Origin of the sequence: Gimesia algae (genome assembly GCF_007746795.1) — a bacterium.
GTDB classification, from domain to species: domain Bacteria; phylum Planctomycetota; class Planctomycetia; order Planctomycetales; family Planctomycetaceae; genus Gimesia; species Gimesia algae.
The window spans coordinates 7,818,167-7,832,297 of record NZ_CP036343.1 but is presented as its reverse complement, the minus strand read 5'-3'; the positions used below and the strand labels follow the sequence as shown (position 1 = coordinate 7,832,297).

Genomic DNA, 14,131 nt, shown 5'->3' with positions numbered 1-14,131 from the left:
TGCTCTTTTTCTCAGTGAGTCCGTATTAAACAAGGTGGTTGCCATGCGTTGCATTTTCTGTTCGAGTCTGATGTTGCTGGTTGCGGTGTCAATGCTGCCGGGCTGCTCCTTTAATGTCAGCGTGAATGCTGAGAGTGAAACGGACATGGGCTCGCATCATGTCATGGTCAAGCCGGGGAGTGCGATGACGTCGAGTTCCTCCGCCACGTTTGGGGATGATGCCACCTATACTTTCAGCTGTGGCAAAGTCACAGTCAAAATCGAGAACGAAGCATTGATGGTGAATGAGCTGAATTACGGCATGCTGGAAGTGGGGCAGACAGTGGAAGTCGATCACGGTAAAGTCTTTGTGGCGGGACAGGAGCGGACGGGCAAACCAGTTGAAGAACCAGATCAGGGTGAACCGGTAAAACAGGATGTGAAATAACAGTCGGCACCCGCGTGGATGAAAACGAAAGGAATCGGAATTGCTGGTGCTCTCGCGAAAAACGGGCGAAAGCCTGCTGATCGATGACTTTCAGGTCAGAGTCGGCTGGATTCGCTTCAATAAGGTGCAACTGGTGGTCAGTGGGGTGGGAGATATGCTGCCGGTGGAACAGATTCTTTACATGAACGAGACCGTTAAGGTTACCACCGAGATCGAAATCGTAGTGATTCAGATTCGAGATGAGAAAGTTCGTCTGGGAATCACCGCACCGCCGGGAACAGACTTCGCGCGGCTTTGACAGGTTTAGCCCATCGGACAAGTTCATAGCGATTGATTTTTTTGAACTACGAAACCACGAAAAAACACGAAAGTATCTGATAGCTGAGAAGTCAGAGCCTGGGGTGGCCCCGGATGTAATCCGGGGTTGTCGGAGACAACAGGAGGTTGTGAGTAAAACCAGCTTTGTCTGAGTTGAATCTAGATTTCTAATTGTTATTCGGGGATTGTATTTGATCTGGTAGTAATACTTTATCAGATTCGGTTGAGTGAGTTGCGACCTCCTGCTCGCTGCGCTCGTACCGGATTGCATCCGGTATCACCCTTTGCTTTCGTGTGGTTTCATATTATTTGTGGTCGTAGAAGATTTGCGTGAACCGCGGTTCATGCTGTGGAGTTGAATTTGTTCTTGCTGAGGGTCACATTTTCAGATTGATAGTTGATCCTGCAGCGCAGTGATCACCGGTCGTTGATTTTCAGCTGGTTCTATGGGTGTCTTTCAGTAATATTCGTCGGGTGACTGTTCGCGTTCTCTGATGACGCGCTGGCGGGTTGCTTCGAGTTCTGCGTTGGACATCTTGCGGAGGGCTTCCGGGGTGAGTTTGCGGAGCCAGGCTTTTTTGCGAGGAGTCGCTTTGGTGTCGAGGCCCAGCAGACGGTCGATACGTTCGCGGGCGCGGAGCCGATCCCGTTCGGTAGATTTGGGGCTGTCAATCACGGAGCGATAAAAGTAGAGCGAATCGGCGCGGTGCTGTTCCAGGCCCTGCTCGACTTCTTTCAGCATCTCGCGGCGGGCACGGGTAATGTAGCGTTCCACGGAACGGCGGCTGAGGTTGAATTCCTCGGCGATGGCGGTTTTGATTTCCGAGAGATAGGAGCCACGACCAATCATTTTTTTTATCAGTCGTACAATCTGTTCTGATCTCTGGCGAGAGGTACGGACACGCGGTCCAGGAGGAGAGTCGGTCATGTTTCAAAATACTTTCTGTGACTATGGGATTCTGATGGCGTGGATGATGGTTTGCATCCCGATGGCGTCTGATCTTCGCGAAGGGCACGACGCTGTCAACAGGTTTCAAAAGCAAACAGGGTGGCGAACTGTGTTGATGGGGACCCGATATGAGGCGGTACTGAAGCGGTGCCGGGACGAAGTACTGCGAAGTGTGGCGACCCGCAGGCATACATGGCGAACTGGTGCTGTTTCAGGCAGTGAAGATCTGGAAAAAACAGGTTGTATTGTAGTGAAGATCGAGAACAACTGGCGCGTGTTTCAGTGCTCTGTAAACTGGGCACGCGCGCGACCCAAAACAGCGCTTATCGCCGGCGGCGCGCAGTGGTCAAGTTCAATGTTTGCAGGAACCGAGTATGAGCAGTGCTCGTCTGAGAGCTGGTTTTCGGACGGTTTACCCATTAGACTCAATCCAAATCACCCGAGCGACGTTGCAGTAAACGTGGATACAGGCTGCTCAAATCAAGCGGTTTGTAAATTGCACTTGCTGCCTGACTACCCCATAATGAAGACGAGGCTGATCAGTTCAGCTGCTTACCCGATTACGACCCCACCTGCTTCCACCCACTTACCTACAGGACTTCTCTGATGATGTTACGACGACTTCCTCTATTTGTTTTAATGACTGTGATCTCGATCCTGTCTGTTCCCGCAGCCGTGAATGCGGAGCATGAGGGGAAAGTACAGATCCTGTTACTCGGCGACAGTACGACGGAGGGAAGTATTCCTCGAAAACTGAAGCCCAAAGGTCCGCATCTGGAACAGATACTGGAACAACTGCTGGCTGCGGAAGGGGATCTGCCAGCCTGTGATGTGATCAATTCGAGTTTGAGCGGCGAATATATCAAGCGTCTGTTTGATTCAAAACGCTACGATCGCGCTGCTGCCAAGCTGCCGGGCCTGGATTATATCTTCATCCGTTATGGATTGAATGACCGGGCCCGCCGTGAGAACTTTCCGGAGAATTTTCCCAAGGACTTTCATCAGTTGCTGGCGCGTCTGCGAAAAGATCATCCTGATGCCGTGCTGATTCCGATGACGGTGATTCCCTTTGCAAACGAAGCAGACAGTAAAACAATTAACGATCTGGTATTTGACGTTGCGAAGAAAGAAAACCTGGAAGTCTTCGACATCTATCCCCGTTATGCAGAAGAGCTGAAGAAGGGGCAGAACATGCTCACCTATCGGCGTTATCCGCTGGCGAAGGTTCCGGAAAAATATCATGCACTGGTGAAGCCGTTTGTGCGCAATGGCAGTGTGGTGGTGATGGCGAACGAGTTGGATCCGATTCTCGGCGACTTGCCCGGCTGGTACTCGGACCGTCATCCCAACCTGGCGGGTTACAATGTGATCGCCGATGAGACGGCAGAGTATATGGCAAAACTGCTGCGGGCGAAACAGGCGAAAACAGAAAAGAAGCAGTAACGAATCGCAGCGACTTTGTTTTTTTAACTGACTGGAGAGTGTGTTCCCATGCGATGTGTTTCATTGATGCTGTCGTCCGTTTTGAGTCTGACCTTGTTGCTGTGTGTGCTGCCGGCAGATGGTTTTGGCGCTATCTCCGCAGGTGCCGCTGCCATTGATGTCACGCCTGAGAAATTGCCGGCGCTGCAGAATGGCCAATTTCTGGAAATCAATCAGAGCAAAGTGCTGGATCGGTTGTATGCTCGCTGTTTTGTCCTGCAGTCGGGAGAGACGACGGTAGCAATCGTCGTCGTAGATTCCTGCATGATTCCGCGCGACATCTGTGACCGGGCGAAGATTCTCGCACGTAGTAAAACAGGCATACCCGTTGAGCGGATTTTGATTTCGTCGACCCACACGCATACTGCGCCGAGCGTGATGAATCTCTGCCTGGGCACGAACAGTGATCCGACCTACGAACGCTTTCTACCTCCCAGACTGGCGGAAGGAATTGCGAAAGCGTATGCAAATCTGGAACCGGCGCGGGTGGGTTATACGTCCGTCGGTGCGCCCGAACATACGCACTGCCGACGCTGGTTGAGGCAGCCTGACAAGCTGGGTGAAGATCCTTTCGGGGACAAAACGGTGCGTGCGATGATGCACCCCGGTCATCAGAATCCCGATTATGTCTGTCCCGCGGGACCTGTGGATACGGGGTTGTCGCTGCTCAGTATTCAGTCAGCCGATGGCAAACGACCGTTGGGTCTGCTGGCGAATTATTCGATGCATTACTTCGGGGCGCGGGGCGGATTCTCATCCGATTACTACGGTAAATTCTCCCGACTGCTGGAAGAGAAGATCGGGAAAACCGGTGATCCTGAAAAACCATTCGTGGCGGCGATGTCACAGGGAACTTCGGGTGATCTGCAGTGGATGGATTATTCGAAGCCCCGTCGCAGTGATTATAACATCGACCAGTATTCCGCTGAGCTGGCGGAGATTGCTCTGAACGCGTACCAGAACATCAACTATGACAGCGGCACTCCACAGCTGGAAATGGCGCAGACAACGCTCGTGTTGAATCGACGTCTGCCGTTTACTGAGCGACTGGCCTGGGCGGAAGCGATCAATGCGAAACGGGGAGACAGGCGTCCCAAGAGCCGACCGGAAGTCTACGCCGAGCAGGCGCTGTGGATTCAAGCGCATCCGGTGGAAGAACTGATTCTGCAGGTGATCTGTATCGGCGATCTGGCAATCACGGCGATTCCCAATGAAGTTTACGGGATCACCGGATTGAAACTCAAAGCGCAGAGTCCGTTCCGTCATACCTTCAACATGAGTCTGGCGAACGGCGCCGCCGGTTACATTCCTCCGCCGGAACAACATTATCTGGGAGGTTACACGACCTGGCCGGCGCGGACTGCGGGTCTGGAGATTTATGCAGAACCCCAGATTGTGGGAACGCTCCTGGGCATGCTGGAGCAGATATCAGGACAGGAGCGCAAAACTTTGACGACTGACTTTTACACTGCGCAGCAGCGGATCGCATTTCAGCTGGCGGAGGCGGAGGATAATAATCGGGTGAACCGGGGACGGAAGATTGTAAAGTCAAAGGATTGATTTTGTGGGGTAAGGAGAAACAAGTTGGGTGGCCCTGGATGTAATCCGGGGTTGTCGGAGACAACAGGAGGTTGTGAGTGGAACGATCTTCGTTCAGGTTGAATCTGGATATTTTATTGATAGTCTGTGGTTGGTTTCGATCAGGTGGGAAACTGGATCAGTTTTGAATGAGTGAGCTCGAACGTGCATCCGGTACCATCCACTGGTTCAGTCTTCTGTTTGTTTATCCTTTGCGGAGCTCGCTATAGGCGCTTTGCATGGCGTGTTTCAGCATGAGTCCGTCGTTGGCGTAGACGACCAGGCGGGCGCCCTGCCGGATGGTGCGGACGGCCTGTTTCGTTGTGCCAAACCAGCAGCCGGCGGCGACATGCTGCTGATTGGCGATGTCGATGACTTTCTGGATGGCGGCGATCAACTCCGGGTTGTCGTATTCACCGGGGATTCCCATGTTGGCGGTCAGATCGCCGGGGCCGACGAAGACCGCATGCACGCCGGGAATCGAACAGATTATTTCCAGGTTCTCGATGCCGGGCACTGATTCGATCATGGGGATGAAGAGGGTGTTCTCGTTACGCTTCTCGATGTAGTCGGCGGTTTTCTGATTGACGAATTTCCCGGTCTTGAGGACTTCATCCAGCACGATGCCTTTCAGCGGTCGATACACGGCGGCGGCTGCGAGCTGCTGGGCCTGTTCGTATTCTTCGACATAGGGAACGACCACGCCATCAAAGGTATCACAGACGCGGGCGACATCGGCAGCATCGCGACTGTGCGTGCGGGCCAGGCAGGCGATGCCTTTGGAATTCAATGCATATCGCAGCGGAAGGAACTCCGCGAGATCGAGCGTGGTATGTTCGGGGGTGACGATCACAAAGTCGAGCGAGTTTTCGGGAATCGACTCCACCATCGCGGGCACGACGGCATACTGAAACAGCGAACCATAGACGGTTTCGCCTTTGATCAGTTTGTCTTTCAGCTTCTTCACCAGCATAGCAGCCTCACTTCATTCAGATGGAACAGGTGTGATTTCATCAAAGACGTTGATTCCATGATGCCGGGTGGAGAGGTAGATGTAAAGAAAAAGGGGTAGAATGATGAAAGAGATTATCTTCAGAACGAAAACAGCCAACGTCCGTTTATTCCTGTAGCACCGGCAGTGGCTGTAGATCGGGTTCTACAAAAGTCTGTTTGGCTTCCATGGAGATGATACGGTTTTTGCTGTAATATTTGAGCAGAACCGGCTTATTGAGCGAAACAGCACAGGCGTCGGAGAATGCTTCGGAGTTTTGAAATGGGCCCGACTGCTGCAGGGTGGCGGTGACCAGGTGCATGAAGGCGACGGTGATGGTTTCGTGGTAGCCGCGTTCGAGTTCTTCCGGGGTATTGGTGGCTTTGTTGTAGGCTTTGATGCCGGCCCGCATTTTGTCAGTCGCTGTTGGCAGATCAAATTGTGAAGCGTAGAGATAAGCAACGCGGAGATGCGCGCGATGCGTCCACTCGTCGAACGGGAGTGTGCAGTTTTCGAATGCGTTTAAAAATTGCCGGTCGTCCATGGTCAGAATACTTCCTGTTAAATCGAGACGGCTTGTTCCCTCATTCGTTATGATGGCGTCTCTTCTCTTCTGTTGTACCATTGTGTGGAACGCGTTTGCAATTTGATATCTCTGTCTGGTTAAGTTCAGATGAATGAGAAAGTTTTCCTGTTGACGGGCAGGCAGGAAACGGTAGTGAAAACAGCACAGCTGTGAATCGAAACAGGGGATCGGTTTCGGATCACAGTTCATGCATTTGACACCGCCGTGCGACTGGTTACAGTAACAGAAAGCAGACACTCGTTCGCGGGATGTCTAGTGATTCAGCAATGCGGAAAATGAACCGTCCCTTTAATTTTCTCCCATCAGAGTTTGTCATGACTGATACCAATCAACCGGAAACCGAAATGAATTCTCCCGTCGAACCTGCTGCCAGTGAAGTAACAACTGCAGGCAGCGAATTGAAGCCGTTGCGTATCTGGCCGCCGATTCTGTTGCTGATGGGGATGGTGGTAACGCGGATGGCACCTCAATGGATGGACTCGGATTCGGTGTTGCCGATCATGCTCGCCGTGTTCGGGCCACTAGTCTGTGGCGGGTTGATCCTGGTCTGGTGGGTGCTGGCCAGTCGGGCGACGTGGAAAGAGAAACTGAGTGGGCTGGTCATTACTTTGCTGGCGGGAGGCGCAACGCTGGCATTGATTGACCCCACAATGAAGGGTCCGGGCGTGATGCTGATTACCGGGCCGATGGGAATGGGGCTGTTCGGGGTTGCTGCGCTATTGGTATCTCGTGTGCGTTCTGCGAAGCGGACCCTCTTTATCGTCGCCTGTTCGGTGCTCGGCTTTTGCTTTTCGCTGTTGCTCCGGGCGGAAGGGATGTGGGGCGATTATAATATGGCGCTGGCCTGGCGGTGGACGCCGACCGTGGAAGAGCGGATGCTGTCGCAAGAGGATGCAGCGGCTCCTGCAGATCAGAGTGCGCTGACGGCGGCAGAGTTGGAAACAGCGCTGGCGGAACCTGAATGGCCTGGGTTTCGAGGTGCGTTACGCGACAGTGTGCTGACCGGGGTGTCTCTGGATGCGGACTGGAATGCGGATGTGGGAACGCCGTTGTGGAAGAAAGCGATCGGGCCCGGCTGGTCTTCGTTTGTGGTGGCGGGCCAGATGCTGTTCACCCAGGAGCAGCGGGGCGAGGAGGAACTGATTGTCTGCTACGATGCCGAGACAGGCGCGGAACTCTGGACCCAGGAAGTGAAGACTCGTTTTTATGATGCGCTGGGTGGACCCGGACCGCGGGCGACTCCGACACTGGCAGACGGAGGTTTGTATGTGATGGGTGCCAGCGGACATGTGCTGCGACTCGTCCCCGCGACTGGTGAGATTCTCTGGCAGCAGGATGTTCGCAAGGTGGCTGACCGGGAACCGCCGATCTGGGGTTTCAGTTCTTCGCCGCTGGTGGTGGACGGTACAATCATTGTGCATGCGGGCGGAAAGGGAGACAAAGGACTGCTGGCCTTTGATACGGAAACAGGAAATTTGAAATGGTCGGCTGCTGCCGGCGATCACTCTTACAGCTCCCCTGCTCTGTTGACGATCGTCGATCAACCCGTAGTTGCGATGCTGACGAACAAGGAGCTGAACCTGCTGAACCCCGCGGATGGCGCGGTGTTGTTGAGTTTTGATTGTGCCGTGGATGGACAGCGTGTGCTCCAGCCTCAACTGGCGGGCGAGGATGAAATTCTGATCGCGACCGGTATGGGTAAAGGGATGCAGAAAATTCATGTCACGAACAAAGACGGGAAATGGACGGCGGAGGAGGTCTGGACTGTCACAGGTTTGAAGCCGGACTTTAATGACTATGTGATCTACGAAGGACATGCCTACGGCTTTGACGGTGCGATCTTTACCTGCTTCGACCTCAAAGACGGGAAGCGCAAATGGAAGCGGGGCCGTTACGGGAAAGGGCAGGTGCTGCTGGTGAAAGACTCTGGTCATCTGCTGGTGATCGGCGAAGAGGGAGCCGTCGTTTTGCTCAAAGCAGATCCGTCAGGTCATGAGGAACTGGCGCGCTTCCAGGCGTTGGAAGGAAAAACCTGGAACCATCCGGTGCTGATCGGTGATCGATTATTCGTGCGAAATTCCGCCGAGGCGGCCGCATATAAGCTGCCGGTGGTGAAGTAAATCCAATGGTGCAGATGGCGGTCAGACAACAGGAAACGAAACCAGTAACGAGTCTCGTTTTAAAACGCTGCAGTTACGAGCATGTCTCAGGTGACACAATCATCTAAAAATAGTTTGATCCTTTCGGGCAGGGGATGCGTTTCTGATAGAATAAAGCCTGAAGTAAGAATTCAGAATTCATGAGTCAAACTTACGGTGCTGGGCTATCATCATTTTGAGGAAACGATCCGATTATTAAATTTCCTGTGCATTCAATTGTTGCTATGTTGGGTTTGCTGGTCCTGCTGAGTTCAGGCTGTCAGCAGGCAAGTGATCCCGGTCCTTTTGATACGGCGTTTGCACTGCAACAGGCAGGTCAAGCAGATCAAGCCAGTTCTTTGCTGGCGGCGGAAGACATCGAAAAATGTCTTCGCGAATCCTCTCTTGTGACGCTTAAAATGAGTGAGACACAATTCGCGGCGCTGTCCCGTTCAGGACGCACTCAGGGACAGGAAGAAATGTTACTGGTCGTACCATTCGTCAAACGGGCCGCCTATCAGCAGATAGAAACAATGCAGGCTGCTGAAGAGGCCGGGCGCTCAGCCGAATCGAAACAGATTCGGGAGCAAATACAACGACTGACCAATACTCTGCAGGACAAGAACAAATTGCTGGTCTATCAGCAGTTGGGCAGCGGCATTCAAAAGAAGCTGGATCAGGTTACTGCAACGAAAACGGCAGACGAGACGGATTCAAAAATGACGGATTAGTGTCGCTGATGCCAGACCAGGGAGCATGGCAGGACGAAAATGATTGCGGCTGCAGTTCAGGCTTAAATCTCGTGTGAGTCTCATCAATCAGGTTCGCGCGGGTCTCTGATCATCCGACCTTCCCCCCGAATCAGAGGTTGTAATCGATAAGTCGAATGCCTGCCTTCAGACTCTGGAAATCATTACAACTCAGCCAAAGCTGCGGCTTTCTGTCAACGAGTATGTCAAAATGGCCACAATGGGAAACTTATTGAGAATATTATTGATCTGGTATATAACCCAGTTTAACATAGCGGCTGAACAGTGAGTTACCGTTGATTGAGACAGGATGTTTACGACCCGACGGGCTGTATCCCTAACGATCCTGCATCTAATGAGGTGGTACCATGTATCTGCTGGCAACAGTCTCTTCTCTATGTCTGATCATTTTTGCGGTTTTTTATCTGTATTGGGGCTCTCATGCAGCCCGCCTGTATCGCGGAATTCTGAATCAGAGCACTGACGAAGATTACACACCTGTCGCGACTGTCATCCTGCCTCTGCGGGGTAATGATCCGTTTCTGGTTCATTGTCTGGATGGCCTGCTGAATCAGGATTATCCGGATTATCGGGTGAAGATCGTCGTCGACCATGTGAGTGATCCGGCGCTGGGATTTGTAAAACAATATCTGCGCAGGCATCCCCATCCCCAGTGTGAGGTCAGTATTCGTCGGCAGGAGTCGGTCAGTTGTGGTCTGAAAAATGCGTCTCTGGTTCAGGCCATACAAACTGTTTCCGCCGATGTGGAAGTGGTGGCCTGGCTTGATGCGGACGTGCTTCCCCATCGTCGCTGGCTGCGGGATCTGGTGTCGCCTTTGCGAGAAGCGGAAGTCGGGATCGCTTCTGGGATACGCTGGTATGCACCACAGTCAACGAACGCGGGGACGCTGGTGCGGCATGCCTGGAATGCGGCGGCGGTGTTGCAGATGTTGTCGATGGACATTGCCTGGGGAGGCTCGATTGCATTGAGTCGATCTGTGTTTCAGGATCCACGGCTTTCAGACACGCTATCGAAAATGATGTGGGATGATACGGGACTGAAATCGATTGCCAATCAGTTGAATCAGAAACTGGTATTCGCTCCAGCAGCGACGATGATCAACGCGGAATCCATCGCATTCGATTCCAGTCTGCAGTTTATTACCCGACAGATGGTCAATGCACGATTTTATCATTCCCATTTCTGGTTCATAGCCACACTAGGATTTGTTTCGGCGCTCGCCCAGACAGTACTGGTCGGGCTGGGGCTGCTGTTCCTGCAACAGGGACAGCAGCTGGCAGCCGGACTGGTATCGGGAGTACTGGTCTTTGCCGGCGCTGCGGTGGCGTTTTCCATTTATCGTCTGGGATCACGCATTGAGCAGCTAGTGCGGTCCCGGGGCGGTCAGTTCCGGCGTCATCCTTTAAAGACACTGGGTTATCTGTGGCTGATGCCTTATCTGTTCTGTGGTTGTCTGATTGCTGCGATCCGCACACGCACGATTAACTGGCGCGGTGTAATCTATTATGCGCCTGCCCCGTTCGAGGTCTATATCAATCACTACGAGCCGTTCCAGAAAGCGGCGCCGGTGAGTGTCAGAGCCGAACTGGAAAACGTTTCGATTTGATGCCGGTCTGGTTGCCTGGATCACGGGTTGATCATCAGCGGGAAGTCAGTAAGATGGATTGAGGCTGGTTTTTACGTTTCGTGAATCAATCGCCGCCCGTCACTGTTGAAATATTGTTTTCAACGTTCATTCATCTTCCCGGCAGCATTTCAAAAAGTTCAGATATGTTTTCCGAATCAACCTGGAGCCGTAAAAGTATTGGCGATGTGGATGTGGTGTACCATGACGGGTTGTATCACCTGTTCCATCTGGTGCTTCCCAACCATGACTTCATCGCGCATGCAATCAGTGACAATGCGTTGAACTGGCGGCGGGTTGATAATGCGCTGTTCATTGGCGATCCCGGCGGCTGGGACGATCTGATGTTGTGGACCATGCATGTGACTCCTGACCCGCATGAGTCGGGTCGCTGGCGCATGTTCTATACTGGTATCTCGCGCCGCGATCAGGGTAAAGTGCAGCGCATCGGGCTGGCATTCAGTGATGATCTGTATCACTGGGAGAAGGCAGATGTGGACTGGGAGGATCGGCGTGGCATGCATGATCCGCAACATATTCTGGAGATCCGCGCGAAGCTCCAGTCCGTCGTCGCTACGAATATCAAAGCCAGGCAGAATCCGGACAGTTGTTTTCCGCTGGAGCCAGCTGAAGAGTATTACGAATCATCTCCTGAAAATGAACGGAACTGGGTGAGCTTTCGTGATCCGTTTTATTTTCATGAAGGGGATCACAGCTGGCTGTTGATGGCGGCTCGCGTCAAAGAAGGTCCGCTGGTACGACGAGGTTGTGTAGGTCTGATGGAAGAGGTTGCTCCCAACCAATTCCAGGCTTTACCGCCGCTGCACGCGCCGATGATTTATGACGATATCGAAGTACCCAATCTGTTTCGGATTGACGGCGACTATTATCTGATCGGTAGCCTGCGGGAAGATGCGAAAATCCGTTACTGGCACACAGAGTGTCTGGAAAAGCCATGGCGGAACTATTATGACAATGTCCTGCTGGCGCAGGGGAATTATGCGGGTCGTATCTGCCGCGATGATCAGGGGCTTCTGCTCTGGAATTTTTATACCAGTTCCGCTCACGACCGCACCACGAATAATCTGCTGCCCCCTCCCAAACGTCTGGAGCGTCTTCCCAACGGACAGTTGCGCACCACAACGTTCGAAGGGATTCACGAACGGGTGATCGATCGACTCGACTCACACCGTCTGCACGTGTTAAAAGGGACTCATGAAGAATCATTTTTTCGTGTCAACGATGGATCACTGAAGGTGGTGAGCGAAGCCGGTTATCAGGGCTTTGTCTTCAATGAAGAAGTGAGCTGTTTTCGTCTGCGGTGTCTTTTTTCAATGCAGGGCGATGGTAAGTGTGGCATTCTGATTCGCATCGACGCGGAATCGTATGACGGGTATTACCTGTCGCTGGATCTGCTGAAAGGGATTGCACAGTTTCGTTCCTGGAGGACGGGCGAAGAAAAGTCAGGCGAAAACATGATGCAGTTTGAGTCACTGCAGGATGGATTCTGGCGGGTGAAAGATCCGGAAGACGTCGAAATCCAAATGGTATCGTTCGGCAGTTATCACGAGTTGAGTGTGAATGGTGGCGTCGTGTTATCTCTGGCGAACGCTACGTTTACCAGTGGGATGCTGGGTTTCTATGTCGAGACCGCGACCCTGCAGATTAACCACCTGGAAGTACAGCGACTCAAGCCGCCCACCCAGACGGACGACCATCTGACTACCGGATGGCGAAAAAACAGCCCGGAGGAAGAAGCTGGAACGTGAGCGAACAGTCAGGCCAGCGACACTCTCTGATCAGCTGAGCAAATTAACGGCCGTGCGGATCGCCAGCAGAACGGAGGTGATCAAACCAATGAACCCAAGGATTTTCATCCAGGCGGGGATGGCGTTCTCACCTTTCATATCAGCGCGGGTGGCCAGCCAGAGCTGAACGGGAAAATGTTTCGATCTGGCTCACGTGTGTTTGCCCGATCAAACTTAGCCCACCGAATTCATTCCAATGGTTCGTTGATGAGTTTGTCTACCCAGTGAACGAGGTCCTGGCCAATAAAGCCCGTCCCCCTGTGGCAAATCTGATGTTTTTGATCGATGACATAAAAGGTAGGCCAAGTTGTTACACTCCACATATCAGCGATGGGACCTTGCGTATTGTCGACAACAGCCCTCCACATGAGCCCGTCTGATTTCATCTTTTCCGCAACCTGCTTCAGGTTTTTCTGTTCGTCACTATTAATCTCAATGATCACCAATTTCTCTTGCGGATATTTTTTGAGCAGTTCTTTTTCAATCCCGTGCATGGCACGACAAGGAGCACACCAATGACCGGAGAATGATAACACGATTACTTTGCCGCGTTCATCAGAAAGATCGAATGAAACGCCGGCAATATCTTTCCCCTTCGTTTCAGGGGCCTGTTTTCCTATAGTCGCAGGACCACGAATCCTTTTGAGCAATTTCCCGGCTAATTCACCGGTTTTGCCGCGAAATGTTGCAATGTCAGGATAATTATCGATCACCTGCTGTAGCATCGTTTCTGCCTGCTTGCAGCGATCCTGTGAACCAGTATGCTCTGCTAATCTGTTTGTGCGTGCGGCAAGTGCATAAAGTGCGGCACCATGTAATCCTTCTGAGATACTGTTTTCTATGATTTCAGTAAGTGCTGGATTAATACGGTCTGATTTGACTTTGACCATATCAGGCATAAACATTTGGAGTTGGAACATATTATGGACTTTGTTGCCATAACGTGGCAGCAAATCTACCATGGCATCAAGATCGGGTCCTGGTTCACCATACGCCATCGCCCAAATAAAGCAACCAGACCACTGGTCATCGGCAGTGTGCTGTTTAGCCAGTTTCAGGAACTTACGAGTGTATGTCTTCCGCAAAGCCAGCTTGCGTTTCTTTAACTCTTCAATGTTATTGGGAGTAGAAGCATTTTCCAGAGCATCGCGCTCTGCTTCCCACTCATTGTAAAGTAGACTGTATGCCGTTGGCTTGAGTACTGGTTTGTCATCCGCCGGGAGCACTGCAGTCAGCATCAAGAAAAAGAACAGGGGCAAACTCGGTTTGAGATTCACAGCAATCCTGCATGAAGTGCATAACATCAGGAGCAGCCTCAGTCTGTTTGAGAACGATGGGAATTCCTATGGAGCGATCGCCGCTAGTGCAATTGTAATCGTCCACTCGCTGGAAAGCCAATAAATTATCAGCTGAGTCGTTCCAGCGACCACCCCTGTCGCGGCACCTGGCTTTTCTACTG

12 protein-coding genes are annotated in these 14,131 nt (G+C 52.3%); 8 read left to right on the top strand and 4 right to left on the bottom strand.

Annotation, left to right across the window (positions count from 1 at the left end; translation table 11 throughout):
- Positions 1 to 43: 43 nt before the first annotated feature.
- Positions 44 to 427: a hypothetical protein gene (locus tag Pan161_RS29900; RefSeq protein WP_145232368.1), complete on the top strand. Its 384-nt coding sequence runs from the start codon at positions 44 to 46 to the stop codon at positions 425 to 427.
- A gap of 46 nt (positions 428 to 473) precedes the next feature.
- Entirely contained in the window at positions 474 to 725 is a 252-nt protein-coding gene (locus Pan161_RS29895) for a carbon storage regulator (protein WP_232103799.1), read from the top strand.
- Between the two features lie 477 nt (positions 726 to 1,202).
- On the opposite strand, the gene Pan161_RS29890 is transcribed toward Pan161_RS29895, so the two are convergent.
- Complete coding sequence (locus Pan161_RS29890; RefSeq protein ID WP_145232367.1) at positions 1,203 to 1,673, bottom strand: hypothetical protein; 471 nt, start codon at positions 1,671 to 1,673, stop codon at positions 1,203 to 1,205.
- 627 nt (positions 1,674 to 2,300) lie between these two features.
- Between Pan161_RS29890 and Pan161_RS29885 the strand changes: the two genes are divergently transcribed.
- The gene (locus Pan161_RS29885) at positions 2,301 to 3,137 is read left to right on the top strand and encodes an SGNH/GDSL hydrolase family protein (protein ID WP_232103562.1); all 837 of its coding nucleotides are present in this window, start codon (positions 2,301 to 2,303) and stop codon (positions 3,135 to 3,137) included.
- Between the two features lie 48 nt (positions 3,138 to 3,185).
- Positions 3,186 to 4,736 carry a neutral/alkaline non-lysosomal ceramidase N-terminal domain-containing protein gene (locus Pan161_RS29880; protein ID WP_145232366.1) on the top strand — a complete coding sequence of 517 codons (1,551 nt, stop codon included), beginning with the start codon at positions 3,186 to 3,188 and terminating at the stop codon, positions 4,734 to 4,736.
- A gap of 223 nt (positions 4,737 to 4,959) precedes the next feature.
- Here Pan161_RS29880 and Pan161_RS29875 read toward each other — a convergent pair whose 3' ends face one another.
- Together Pan161_RS29875 and Pan161_RS29870 are read right to left on the bottom strand one after the other, a co-directional pair.
- Entirely contained in the window at positions 4,960 to 5,727 is a 768-nt protein-coding gene (locus Pan161_RS29875) for an HpcH/HpaI aldolase family protein (protein WP_145232365.1), read from the bottom strand.
- 145 nt (positions 5,728 to 5,872) lie between these two features.
- The gene (locus Pan161_RS29870) at positions 5,873 to 6,289 is read right to left on the bottom strand and encodes a hypothetical protein (protein WP_145232364.1); all 417 of its coding nucleotides are present in this window, start codon (positions 6,287 to 6,289) and stop codon (positions 5,873 to 5,875) included.
- Positions 6,290 to 6,645: 356 nt separating this feature from the next.
- Here Pan161_RS29870 and Pan161_RS29865 point away from each other — a divergent pair, with 356 nt between their 5' ends.
- From Pan161_RS29865 to Pan161_RS29850, 4 genes are all read left to right on the top strand, one after another.
- Entirely contained in the window at positions 6,646 to 8,451 is a 1,806-nt protein-coding gene (locus Pan161_RS29865) for a PQQ-binding-like beta-propeller repeat protein (RefSeq protein ID WP_232103561.1), read from the top strand.
- 245 nt (positions 8,452 to 8,696) lie between these two features.
- Positions 8,697 to 9,200 carry a hypothetical protein gene (locus Pan161_RS29860; protein ID WP_197995597.1) on the top strand — a complete coding sequence of 168 codons (504 nt, stop codon included), beginning with the start codon at positions 8,697 to 8,699 and terminating at the stop codon, positions 9,198 to 9,200.
- A gap of 386 nt (positions 9,201 to 9,586) precedes the next feature.
- A complete protein-coding gene (locus tag Pan161_RS29855) occupies positions 9,587 to 10,846 on the top strand; it encodes a glycosyltransferase (RefSeq protein ID WP_145232361.1) in 1,260 nt (419 codons plus the stop codon).
- A 164-nt stretch (positions 10,847 to 11,010) separates the two neighbouring features.
- Positions 11,011 to 12,633, top strand: coding sequence for a glycoside hydrolase family protein (locus Pan161_RS29850; protein ID WP_145232360.1), 1,623 nt, complete (start codon positions 11,011 to 11,013; stop codon positions 12,631 to 12,633).
- Between the two features lie 227 nt (positions 12,634 to 12,860).
- Here Pan161_RS29850 and Pan161_RS29845 read toward each other — a convergent pair whose 3' ends face one another.
- Positions 12,861 to 13,949 carry a TlpA family protein disulfide reductase gene (locus Pan161_RS29845; RefSeq protein WP_197995596.1) on the bottom strand — a complete coding sequence of 363 codons (1,089 nt, stop codon included), beginning with the start codon at positions 13,947 to 13,949 and terminating at the stop codon, positions 12,861 to 12,863.
- Positions 13,950 to 14,131: the final 182 nt, after the last annotated feature.

Coding starts and splice junctions, on each gene's coding strand:
- Pan161_RS29900 (WP_145232368.1), top strand. CDS start 44: ATGCGTTGCATTTTCTGTTCGAGTCTGATGTTGCTGGTTGCGGTGTCA.
- Pan161_RS29890 (WP_145232367.1), bottom strand. CDS start 1,673: ATGACCGACTCTCCTCCTGGACCGCGTGTCCGTACCTCTCGCCAGAGA.
- Pan161_RS29885 (WP_232103562.1), top strand. CDS start 2,301: ATGATGTTACGACGACTTCCTCTATTTGTTTTAATGACTGTGATCTCG.
- Pan161_RS29880 (WP_145232366.1), top strand. CDS start 3,186: ATGCGATGTGTTTCATTGATGCTGTCGTCCGTTTTGAGTCTGACCTTG.
- Pan161_RS29875 (WP_145232365.1), bottom strand. CDS start 5,727: ATGCTGGTGAAGAAGCTGAAAGACAAACTGATCAAAGGCGAAACCGTC.
- Pan161_RS29870 (WP_145232364.1), bottom strand. CDS start 6,289: ATGGACGACCGGCAATTTTTAAACGCATTCGAAAACTGCACACTCCCG.
- Pan161_RS29865 (WP_232103561.1), top strand. CDS start 6,646: ATGACTGATACCAATCAACCGGAAACCGAAATGAATTCTCCCGTCGAA.
- Pan161_RS29855 (WP_145232361.1), top strand. CDS start 9,587: ATGTATCTGCTGGCAACAGTCTCTTCTCTATGTCTGATCATTTTTGCG.
- Pan161_RS29850 (WP_145232360.1), top strand. CDS start 11,011: ATGTTTTCCGAATCAACCTGGAGCCGTAAAAGTATTGGCGATGTGGAT.